Annotated in this window: 12 protein-coding genes; 4 read left to right on the top strand and 8 right to left on the bottom strand. The window is 40.7% G+C overall.

Features of this window, described 5'->3' with window-relative positions:
* Nucleotides 1-9: 9 nt before the first annotated feature.
* Both ytpR and FD12_RS08385 read right to left on the bottom strand, forming a co-directional pair.
* Nucleotides 10-648, bottom strand: a complete 639-nt coding sequence (ytpR, locus tag FD12_RS08390; protein ID WP_054746694.1) for a YtpR family tRNA-binding protein — start codon at nt 646-648, stop codon at nt 10-12.
* A gap of 18 nt (nt 649-666) precedes the next feature.
* Nucleotides 667-993, bottom strand: coding sequence for a thioredoxin family protein (locus tag FD12_RS08385; protein WP_054746695.1), 327 nt, complete (start codon nt 991-993; stop codon nt 667-669).
* Nucleotides 994-1,117: 124 nt separating this feature from the next.
* On the opposite strand from FD12_RS08385, the gene FD12_RS08380 reads away from it, so the two are divergent.
* A complete protein-coding gene (locus FD12_RS08380; protein WP_054746696.1) occupies nt 1,118-1,429 on the top strand; it encodes a hypothetical protein in 312 nt (103 codons plus the stop codon).
* On the opposite strand, the gene trmB is transcribed toward FD12_RS08380, so the two are convergent.
* The 3 genes from trmB to FD12_RS08365 all read right to left on the bottom strand — a co-directional run bounded on the left by trmB (nt 1,419) and on the right by FD12_RS08365 (nt 4,251).
* On the bottom strand, nt 1,419-2,060 hold the full coding sequence (trmB, locus tag FD12_RS08375; protein WP_054746697.1) for a tRNA (guanosine(46)-N7)-methyltransferase TrmB: 642 nt from the start codon (nt 2,058-2,060) through the stop codon (nt 1,419-1,421). The two genes, FD12_RS08380 and trmB, sit on opposite strands and share 11 nt — an antisense overlap.
* 224 nt (nt 2,061-2,284) lie before the next feature.
* Nucleotides 2,285-3,517: an ABC transporter permease gene (locus tag FD12_RS08370; RefSeq protein WP_056982619.1), complete on the bottom strand. Its 1,233-nt coding sequence runs from the start codon at nt 3,515-3,517 to the stop codon at nt 2,285-2,287.
* On the bottom strand, nt 3,514-4,251 hold the full coding sequence (locus FD12_RS08365) for an ABC transporter ATP-binding protein (protein WP_056982618.1): 738 nt from the start codon (nt 4,249-4,251) through the stop codon (nt 3,514-3,516). The genes FD12_RS08370 and FD12_RS08365 overlap by 4 nt, the downstream gene beginning before the upstream one ends.
* 128 nt (nt 4,252-4,379) lie before the next feature.
* On the opposite strand from FD12_RS08365, the gene FD12_RS08360 reads away from it, so the two are divergent.
* The 3 genes from FD12_RS08360 to FD12_RS08350 all read left to right on the top strand — a co-directional run bounded on the left by FD12_RS08360 (nt 4,380) and on the right by FD12_RS08350 (nt 6,138).
* Nucleotides 4,380-4,808, top strand: coding sequence for an HIT family protein (locus FD12_RS08360; RefSeq protein WP_056982616.1), 429 nt, complete (start codon nt 4,380-4,382; stop codon nt 4,806-4,808).
* Nucleotide 4,809: 1 nt separating this feature from the next.
* A complete protein-coding gene (locus FD12_RS08355) occupies nt 4,810-5,124 on the top strand; it encodes a hypothetical protein (RefSeq protein ID WP_056982614.1) in 315 nt (104 codons plus the stop codon).
* 132 nt (nt 5,125-5,256) lie between these two features.
* Entirely contained in the window at nt 5,257-6,138 is an 882-nt protein-coding gene (locus FD12_RS08350) for a peptidylprolyl isomerase PrsA (protein WP_054746699.1), read from the top strand.
* A gap of 83 nt (nt 6,139-6,221) precedes the next feature.
* On the opposite strand, the gene FD12_RS08345 is transcribed toward FD12_RS08350, so the two are convergent.
* From FD12_RS08345 to FD12_RS08335, 3 genes are read right to left on the bottom strand one after another with little or no spacing between them, the layout of a single operon-like run.
* Entirely contained in the window at nt 6,222-7,217 is a 996-nt protein-coding gene (locus FD12_RS08345) for a 3'-5' exoribonuclease YhaM family protein (protein WP_056982612.1), read from the bottom strand.
* A gap of 10 nt (nt 7,218-7,227) precedes the next feature.
* On the bottom strand, nt 7,228-9,813 hold the full coding sequence (locus FD12_RS08340) for an ATP-binding protein (RefSeq protein ID WP_056982610.1): 2,586 nt from the start codon (nt 9,811-9,813) through the stop codon (nt 7,228-7,230).
* Nucleotides 9,810-11,048, bottom strand: a complete 1,239-nt coding sequence (locus tag FD12_RS08335; RefSeq protein ID WP_054746724.1) for a metallophosphoesterase family protein — start codon at nt 11,046-11,048, stop codon at nt 9,810-9,812. The genes FD12_RS08340 and FD12_RS08335 overlap by 4 nt, the downstream gene beginning before the upstream one ends.
* Nucleotides 11,049-11,179 lie beyond the last annotated feature (131 nt).

Genomic DNA, 11,179 nt, shown 5'->3' with positions numbered 1-11,179 from the left:
CCACCCAAACTAATTAAATAAATTCTGTGCCTGATCAAAATCAAACGGTGCTCCAACCTGATAATCATCCGGCAAAATGAGCGCTCCGGGAACTTGAGGCGCATGAGGAAGATGTAATTCTCTTCCTGAACAAATCATGCCGTCACTTTCCACACCCCGAAGTTCACCGGGCCAAATAATTTGTCCGTCCGGCATCATGGCGCCAATTTTAGCGACAACAACCTTAATATCAGCTCTCATATTTGGTGAGCCGCTGACGATTTGGAGCTCTTGATCATGATCGACTTTTGTTTTCGTGATTTGTAAATGATCAGATCTTGGGTGATCAGCCACACTTTTGACATACCCAACCACAAATCTAGGTTCTTCATCAAACTGAAGATCAGCCGGGAAATCATGGGCTGCCAAATAATCGTTAAGCTTTTTAATTTGAGCATGACTAAGTGCCACCCGCCCGTTATCGTTAACGACTTCGGGAAGAATGGCACTTGTCTTTAAAAAGTTGTAACCCAACGTCGTGTTGGTTTCTGAATCAAAGATCCTAGCCACATTGTCATGGATAGTCACCTGTTGGTCAGGCGTATCCTGATTCATGATAACAACCATTGTGTCACCGGTACTCTTAGGGTTATAACTTGCAATTAACATTAATTTATCCTTCCAAACTTACTTGATTTTTAATGAGTCGATAAAATCTTCGACCTCTTTTTTCGTTTTACGATCGCCATTTGAAAAACGACCAATTTCTTTACCGTCTGAATAGGCAATGAAACTTGGAATGCCCATAACGTTCATTTCACCAGCAAGATCGATGTTTTCATCACGATCCACCTTTAAAAATTGATATTCAGGATAATCTGCTTCAATCTGGGGCATTACTGGTTTGATAAAACGGCAATCTGGGCACCAGTCTGCGGTAAAGAACAGCATGTAACGACCATCACTAAGCTGTTGGTTCAAGGATTGTAAATCGGTTTTTGGCAAATCTTTCATTATAAATCGTCCTTTCTTGTTACGAACTAAAGTATAGCGCAAACAGGTAAATTCTTTGCTTAATTTGCTCAAAGCTCACTCATATATTACAGTATACTTAATAATCAGAAAAAAGGGGTACATTATGAAAAAACAACCACTTCTTTATGGCCTAACGCTAACAGGATTGGCCATTGGATCATACATTGAATATAGAATTGCTCAGAACAGAAGTGCATTTCTGGAGAAAATCGTTCAGCGTGCTAAAACCGCCTATCCCTTACAGGGTGTCACCTACATTGGCAGTTGGCGCATTTTGCCAGAAACCAGCGCCGACCCATCCCGCTTTCACTTTGGCTTTAACTATCAGGATAACAACGGAAATTTAGAAGTTCAAGCCTTTTGGGCAGACAGCCAAACCGGTAAGATCATTCGTTATGAAACAACTAGGCCATAAAATGTGCGACCAACTTATAAATTGGCCCCTTCGGACTAAATTTTTGCTCATACTCGGTTTCAATGTTGTCAACGGCTTCTGGTGAATGATGCAAATCTAACGACACGTAATCAAATTTGAGTGGAAAATTATTCATTGTGATCAGCGTGTATTCGAATAATCCTCGATTATCGGTTTTGAACTCGATGTCCCCATCGGCATCCAAAACGTGCTGATAGGTTTTTAAAAATCCAGGAGACGTCAATCGTCGCTTGGCATGGCGTTTCTTGGGCCATGGATCTGAGAAGTTTAAAAAGATCTTTTTAATTTCGTTCTCTAAGAAAATCTCGTCTAGATTAGCACCATCGGTTAATACAAATTGGAGATTGGGAACGGGTTCATCCATAAAAGTTCTTAAAGCCGTGGCAATGACCGATTTTTGAAGTTCAACTCCGATATAATTAACATCCGGATGCGCTTTGGCCATTTCAATAATAAATCGACCCTTTCCGGTCCCAACCTCAACATTTAATGGCTGTTGCTTCTCAAAGCGGGATTGCCACTTTCCTAACCATTTTTGAGGATCGACCACGATATAAGCTTCGTGATCCTTGATATATTTATCAGCCCATGGCTTATTTCTTACACGCATAAAATTCTCCTAACATTCGGTAATAAAAGTGAAACAACAAATATGTTGATTCCAGAATCTAAACGAATATCGCAATCATTCGAACTTGGAATGGTTGCGATATTTGCGTAGATAGAATCCTATCAGCTATCTGTCGCAAGTTTACCTGGCAAGCTAAAAAATTGGCAGGATATGAGGTACTTTCAAAAGATGGAATAGTGTCCTATATTGGCTTTCAATGATCATTAAGCCCGATTTCTTTGACTGCGAGCGATTCTTCTAGGTAGGTAAATATAAATAAATGCCCAAATTTCGATCAACTCACCGGCAACCACCCCGATAATCGTGATGGGGTTATTATAGTTGATGGCGATCACGGCAATGCCAAAAACAACAGCAACCGATCCCAGCATGATTAACAGGACTCGTTGAAAACTCTTCATTTGATTTTGATGGGTGACCGGGTAAATGTGAACAAAGGCATTGTCATCAAAATGAAAGTAGAATGGGATCATTTGGAACCCAATTAAATAGACAAATAACAAGCACAGTGCGATTGGCAAGGCTTCACCCTGAATAAACACCAAAAATAAAGTGCCAATCACTAACAAACGAACATAGAGCCCACTCATCTCATTATCGCGGGCAATCCCGTGAGAATACAAATAAAGATAAGTATTCTTAGGAATTAACTTAGTACGCCGTAATAACCCATCGAGATATCGACGCCGTTTAACTGACCCAGAAATTGCCGGCACATCTGTAAACAGGTTAAAAAATTGGTACACCGTGTGCATCCGACTATTTTCGTCGTCAATCATGGTTTTCCAATCAATTGAATGAGTCGTCCATGATGGTCGTCGAAGCAAACTATCAACGGTAATCAAAACTGATACGATCAATGAAAACAAATAACTGAAGTAAACAGCGTTAACCAAAAGAAGCCCTGGAATGATCAATCGCCAAAGTAATCGGTTATCTCTCAGCAACCACGTGTGTTTAATTCGATATTTCCTGGCGAAGTCAGTATTAAGCCAAGTGGTTTTTAAAAAAATCAAGATTGCTAGTAATGAGATAAGATTCACACCACTAGCTTGAGTTGTCACCTGGATGAACGGCAACAGCAGGAACCAAATCAGCACCTGAATGAGCCAAGCTAATCCGAGGCTATAATTAAATCCCCGCTTAAGATAATTGACCATTTCAGATTCTCGAGGCAGTAAAAAAACATAGTCGGGCGCTTGAACCAGAGTCGCAAATCGGCCAAGCTGCAGGCTGACTAGCAAAATACCAATAATGACCACTGGTGCCCACCACAGACCTGCGTGGAGCTGTTTGAGGGCATTAGAGTAATAATAACCCAATCCACCAATGACAAATAACAACGCCAAGACGAAGTAGTCATTAAACACCAATCGCAGATATTTCATCATTTCTTTTAGATGGTCAACGAGCCGTCGTTTAAATAATTGATTCATGACTGCTCGCCCTCCCTCGCAAGGGTCAGATAAATGTCATTCAATGAATCACCGGCTTCAGGGAACAATTGCCGCAATTGTTCAATTGTGCCTTCAGTGCGAACTTTGCCATCATGTAAAAGTACGAAACGGTCACAGTATCGCTGAGCTGTATCCAAGACGTGTGTCGACATTAAAATGCTGGCCCCCTGCTTCTTGCGGTCCGAAATCAGATTCAGCAGGTCGTTGACTGCCAGCGGATCGAGCCCCAAAAATGGTTCATCAATGATAAACAGTTTGGCATTTGTCAAAAAGGCACAAACAATCATGACTTTTTGGCGCATCCCTTTGGAAAAGTTGTCTGGGAACCAGTCAAGCTTATTATCTAACCGAAACATTTTTAATAATTGATGTGCCCGCTGCCAAGATTCATCTTGGTCCAGATTGTAAGCCAGCATCGTCATTTCTAAATGTTCTTTTAAAGTCAATTCTTTATAGACAATTGGCGCCTCAGGAATATAGGCAATTTGTTGTTTATACTTTTTGACATCCTCATCTAATGTGATGCCATTAATTTTGACCGACCCTTTAAATGGTGTCAAAAGGCCAATAATATGATTGATTGTGGTTGACTTTCCTGCCCCATTCAGGCCGATCAAGCCAACCAGCTCGCCGTCTTTAACGTCAAAACTGACGTCTTTTAAAACGGGAACTTGTGAATATCCACCAACCAAGTTGGAAACTTTTAAAGTCATCTTTTCACTCCACATTCGTCATAAATTTACAGAAACGATTATACCATAGAAAGAAATTCCATGAATGAGTCCAAGCCGACATTAATGTTATAATATCAGTATTATCAGCAGAAAGAAGGTTTGTTTTTATGAAAGATTGTATTTTTTGTAAGATTGTTCGTAACGAAATACCGAGCTACACCGTGTACGAAGACGATATTGTCAAAGCTTTCTTGGATATTTCCCAAGGGACACCTGGACATACGTTGGTCATTCCTAAAAAACATATTCCAAACATTTTTGAATATGACGAAGAGCTCGCCAGTCAAGTGTTTGCGAGAATCCCCAAAATCGCCAGGGCCGTTAAAGAATCCAATCCTGACATTAAAGGTATGAATATTTTAAACAATAATGGCCAGGTTGCCTACCAGTCAGTATTTCACTCTCACTTCCACTTGATCCCCCGTTATAGCAGTGATGATGATTTTAAAATGATTTTCAAGGATAACTCCAACAAATACGACAGTGATTCATTGAAAAAAATCCAAGATTCAATCGTCGAACACATGGGTGATTAGGATGAAAACATTTTTTAAGATTGCCGGGGCGTCGGTATTTGTAGCTGGCGCCTACCTCTATTCTCGAAAGGAAACGCCTGCTGAATTCGTTAGTAAGACTAAGGAATCAATCATGACCAAAAAAGCGGCAGCGGATGAATGGAAAAATTCTTATGAAGATTTCAAGAAATCTTTTGCAACTTTTAAAGAACAACTACCTGAACTCACAAAGGCAATTAATTCAATTCAGCGAGATGTAGATGATGCGCTCTTCCAAATCCAGCCGCGGATCGAAGAGATTACCAAATATAGTTCAAACCTTACCAAGAAGCCTTAACCAACTTAAGCTAATTATGAACATTTGTTTAAATTCAGGGACAGGTTATAAATATTCCAAATATTATGTTATTATTATCTGGAACGTTTGCTTTACAAACGAATACTATTGTAGAAATGGATGTGTTTTTGTATGAAAAAGTGGCTAATTGTTTTAGCCGGTGTACTTATGAGTTTTACTCTTGCAGCGTGTGGCAGTAAATCTGTTGCAACTACTGACGGTGGTAAAATCACGGAAAGTGCCTATTATAGCAGCTTAAAGAGTACTTCAAGTGGTAAACAAGTATTGCAACAAATGATCTTGAACAAAGTTCTGGAGAAGCAATACGGCGACAAAGTTAAGAAGTCAGAAGTTAATAGTGAGTTCAACAAATACAAGAAGCAATATGGCTCATCATTTAACGCTGTTCTCCAACAAAACGGCATGACCGCTTCACAATTAAAAGATTCGATCCGTTCAAATCTCTTATTGAAAGCAGCCGTTAAGGATAACGTTAAAATTACTGACGCTCAACTTAAAGACCAGTTCAAGTCATATCAACCAAAAGTAACTGTTAACCAAATCTTGGTATCAAAGAAATCAACTGCCGAGACCGTTATCAAGCAACTCAAGGCTGGCAAGAGCTTCTCAAGCTTGGCTAAGAAGTACTCAACTGATACTGCTACTAAGAACAAAGGTGGCCGAATTGCCGCATTTGACAACACTAACACTTCACTTGACGCCAACTTCAAGAAAGCTGCCTTTAACTTAAAGAATGGTGAATACACGAAGACCCCTGTTAAGACTCAATATGGTTACCAAGTGATTCAAATGGTTAACCACCCAGCCAAGGGTAATTACAAAGACCACGAAAGTGAATTAAAGAGCCAGATCGTTGATAAGAAGATGGCTGATAGCAATACCTTGCATTCAGTTGTTTCTAAAGTTTTGAAGAAGGGTAACGTTACTATCCAAGATAAAGACCTTCAAAATGTCTTGTCTGATTACCTCTCATCAAACTCAAAGAAGAAGTAATTCTTTATAATCTATCAAAAAAGATTGAATTCTCAAAATCAGGATTCAATCTTTTTTTATTTCTAAATTTGCCGATCACCCACCTAAAATAACTGGCTTTGTGATGGGCCACTAGGATTTTTCCCAGTTTCAATAGTTGGTTTAGGCTTGTAAAAACGCCGATTATCCAAGCCAAAGATTCGGTCCGTATAGTCTCCGGGATTGACATTCTTAAGAGCACCTTGAATCATCATAATGGTTGCATCAAGCTCATCCAGGTGATGCAAAATCTCGGCTTCTAATATTTGCGGACGTTCTGGTGATCCATATTCGAGAAGACCATGGTGCGCCAATATCATATGCCTTAATAAAATCAGATCCTGTGAGTCCTTACTAATTCCTAATTTATCGGCGGCCTCTACAATTTCGGCATCCATAATGCTCAGATGACCAAGCAAGTTCCCTGCCAAAGTATATTCAGTAGCCACAGGACCGGACAACTCAATTGTTTTGCCCAAGTCGTGAAGAATTGCCCCGGCATATAATAACGGCGCATCAATTTCATTATATTGGTTCACGACTGAATGGGCCAAACGCAGAATCGAAATAGTATGAAAAGCCAATCCACCAGCGAAATCATGGTGATTCGATTTAGCAGCCGGAAATGTAAAGAATGCATCAGCATGTTTCGAAATCAGCGCTCTGACAACGCGATTATAAGTAGCGTTGGTGATCTCAAAAATTGTTTGGTTAATGATATCCTCCATCTGTGATCGACTCATCGGCGCTCGTTTGACAAACGCAAGCGGATCATGAGGCTCATCATCCCTTGCCAAGCGCATCGCCATAATTCTCACCTGTGGAGCATTCATATAATTTTCCCGCTTCCCCTTGAGCAAGACAACGCGTCCTTGGGAAAACTGCTGGATATCCTGATCGGATGCATCCCAGTACTTGCCTGGCAGCTGACCTGAAGGATCCTGAAAAACTAACGAGATGAAGTTTTTCCCGTTTTTGGCGACTCGTTTTTTGGCTTCCTTCAACAGTACATATAATTCGAATTCTTCATCCAATTTTAAATCCATTAATTGTTTTGCCATGATGCACCTCCTAAAATTGACTTAAATCCAATACTTTAAACCCCTGATTTCGAATTTCATCATTAGCAGTAAAGTACAGTACTTGCGTTTTCTGGCTGACTTGCTTAAGAATCGCAAAGGCGGCCTGTCTTCGAGTTTTATCAAAGTTGACAAAACCATCATCAATCATGATTGGCAACGGGTATTGGTCGCTAAACCCGACTGTCATCGATAAGATGAGTGCAAGATATAACTGTTCCAAAGTTCCTTTTGATAATTCATTGACTGTGAAGGCAACATCGTCTTTTCTGACAACGCTGATCTCATTCTCAAATAGAATGTTTTTGTATTGATGATCGGTTAGCGTCGCAAAATATTGTTTGGCCAATTTAAGAATCTTAGGCACCCTGCCCTTTGTCGCAATGTTTAACACATTTTGAATCCATCTGGTTGATAATTGCAACGCCAAATAACGATGAACATCATCCAAGATGTCAGTTTCCAAATTAGCCAATTGTTGTCTCAGGCCGAAATAATGCCCACTTTCCACCAAATGAGTGAGTTGAACATTCAATTCAGCCTTCTGTTCACTCACATTATTGACGGACTTTTGAAGGTCGTCAAGTCGTTGCCGTTCTTGATCAAGTTTAGTCTTTAACTTTGATTCATCCAAATCATTTGGAATATTAATGTTAGATCCTTCAAGTTGCTCATCAAGTTCAGCTTTTCGTCGTAACTTTTCACGTAATTGTTTTTGCTGGGCAAGGATTCGCTTAAATTCCTCTTCAGAATGAACGGCTCGTTGGGTCAGAAAATCGGTTATCTGCTTCTTTGCTTGGGTCAACTTAGCGTTCGTTTGATCAACTAAGTTTTGAAAAATAACTAAGTTCTTTTGTTTTTGCCGAAATTCAGCAAATTGTTGTTGCCAATGATTAACCGTTTGTTCGAGCAAGTCGAGATTGTGCGTATATGCATCGGGATCGAAATGAATCCAATCTCGCGCAAATTCCCACTGGTCAAGATAGTGTCCATACTTTTTTTGCTCAACTTCAAGCTGATGATTATTTTCGATCAAAGAGTGTTGTAAGTCATCAAGTTGATGGAGTGCGGATTGGATTGACAGCCATTTGGCTTCCTCAATTCCAGTTAGTCGGTAATCGGCTGAAATTTGTTGCAGCTGATTTTGAATAACAGCTAATTGCCGATTGAGGGCTTGTTGATCAGTAGTGGGTTGGCTCGAGAACTGATTCTGTGATTGATTTCGTTGTTGGGTGAATCCCCACCCAAGAATGCCAAGTGCCACTAAATACCCAATAATGCTGATGACGGTATGCTGGCTTACCAGAATCGCCACTAATGCAATGATACCAGCGAGTACATAGTAAGGCGTCAAAGATTTTTTCGCCGGCTTTGGTCGACGAGTCGTTCGACTTTCACCATTTCTAAGTTGATCTTTGAGGTTTCCCTGCTGTCTGAGCAACTCATTAATGTGGTTAATTTGATCATCGGGAAATGGTAATGGTAACTCCCCGGCCTCATTCTTAGGAAGACTCGCCTTTAGCTGTAATAACTTCTCTTGAGTCTTGTCACGTTGACTGGTCATCAATTGAATACGCGAGGCAACATTTCGTTGACCAGCCAAATCACCCATCAATGCATCAATTTGAAATTGATTTTCCTCATAGAAATGTTGTGCCGGAGTCTCACAGGAAGCTTTTTTGATCTCATCAACTTGTTTTTGATTATCTTTAACCTGAGAAATAGCCGACGTGATATTGGCGCGATAACGATCCAGAATTGCTTTGTCGGAATCGTCAAATCCGGTTAGCAAGTCATTTTTGCTGATCTTTGCCAACTCGCTCTGCTCTCGAATTAAAGGCAAGTAGCTCTCGAGTTGCCGATCTGCTTGAATATGTCTTTGTAGTTGTAGTAGCTCGGTCTGCTGATGAGCGTAGTCGGCCTTGACATCGTTTAATTGACTTTGAAGGTTCAAGTACGCTGGATAAGCTTTTTTGGCATCTTGAACTTTTTGTTCGAGCTCATGGTAGTCTTTCAGCTTGACATTGATCTGCTGCTTTCGACCTCGGGGCTTATATAATTCATCAGCGATTTTTACCAGTTCTTTTTGGAGTCCAGCCCATTTGTCGGCATCTGTCACCCCAATCCGCTGAATCCGCAATCCTAAATCGGTTTCGTCAGTTTTATAAAATTCTTTTTTATCGAAATCGCCAAAATAAAATAGTTGATTATACGATTGTCGGTCAATTGGTGACAGGAGCGCTTCAAAATCGGTCGATGGGAGTTCAATATCGTGATCAATATCATAGAATTTGACGTTGCCGCCCTTCGGCCCATCTATTCTTACCAACTTATACTTTTGATGATCCTGTTCAAAAATGAGCTCGCCGCCGTATGCTTTAGACGTCTTTGGATAAAATTGCCCATGAACGGCCTGCTTTTTGTTTTGAAAGCCGAAGAACATCGATTCGATAAAATCTATGATCGTACTCTTACCGGCTTCATTCGGCCCATAAATGGCTTGTAAAGGGGTGGCGAAGGAAAAGTGCTGATCGACCCACTTTCCGTATCCGTATATCATTAACTCTTTAATAATCACTTCTGACTGGCCTCCTCATCCTCGGGACCACTGACATGACGCTGTAAAATAGCAGTTGTCTGCTCAAAAATATCCTGTTGGCTATCACGAGTGGCTAAGTCAGCCTTGATGAACGGATACTTATCCAGGCTCTGTTGGGTTAGTCGATCAAGTTGCTCAGGAGTGAGAGTTTGCTGCTTAGCCTCGTCAAAAAAAGATTGGTCAAGACTACTGATAATTCTTTGAGATCCAGCAGCTGCCTTAATTGAGGTCACCCACGTATTTAACTGTTGCCAACTGCCTGTGTTCATTTGTTGAACGGCCGTTAATAAGTCTCCACTAGCCAACGATTCCAAAATTGTATCGGGAATTGCTTGATCGGCAGTCAACCGAATTCTGATGAAATGTAGCTTCGAATAATGTTGTTTGGAAAGGGCATTCATAATTGAATTCGCCAAATTATCAACCGATTTATCAGTGATTTTCATCGCAACAACTTCCCAAACAATTGGTGAAGTCGGCTGAAAGGCAGTTGTCAATTCGTGTCCAGTGCTTTGAACCAGCAAGTAACCTTTTTCCCCAGTTTCATTAATATGTCTGCCCTGAGTATTGCCTGAATAGTTAATTAATCCCTTATCGTCAAGTGATTGGCGTTTGTGAATGTGTCCCAACGCCCAATAATCGTAATTTTTCGATTGAAGTTGTTTCAGCGTAAACGGTGCATAGTTGGCTTCAGGTGAGTCCAATCCCGCCAAGCTACCATGGAGCATGCCGATATTCCAATCAGCGGCCACCGCATTCGGATAATCATTGATCATGGGTTCATTAACCCACTGATTTTGAAAGCTAAATCCCGTAATGGCAACAACCTGGCCATTTGTTAGCTGAATCTTTTTGGTTTCAACTTGATTGCCGAAAACGGTGGTGTTGTCCGGATAGCCTAGTTGCTTTATGTCGCCACTGTAATAATCATGATTGCCAAAAATAATCAAGACCGGGATCTTTGCGTCCGCCAATCTTTGTAACTGTTGAATTAAAAAAACTCGTGCAGAAACACTGTGTTCTTGACGATCAAAAAGATCCCCCGCCAGCAAGACGAAGTCCACATTTTGATCAATCGCACCGTCAACAATTCTTTGAAAAGAGGTAAACGTTGATTGGCGGATCTGTTCCCACAAAGGTGTTGGCAGAGATTCGTTATGTAAGCCCTGAAAAGGACTGTCTAAATGTAAATCCGCGGCGTGAATAAATTTCATTTTGTTTCCTTTCTCCGCATAAATGACTGGATTTGAGGTATTTAAGCCAATAGCGCAACCACTCCACATCAGGAATGGCTGCGCTATTGCTTAAACGGTAGAATCTGGATAAAAACAATTCCACCTTTACT

It is taken from the genome of Lentilactobacillus rapi DSM 19907 = JCM 15042 (assembly GCF_001436255.1).
Lineage (GTDB): Bacteria > Bacillota > Bacilli > Lactobacillales > Lactobacillaceae > Lentilactobacillus > Lentilactobacillus rapi.
This window is presented reverse-complemented; position numbering and strand designations above follow the sequence as displayed.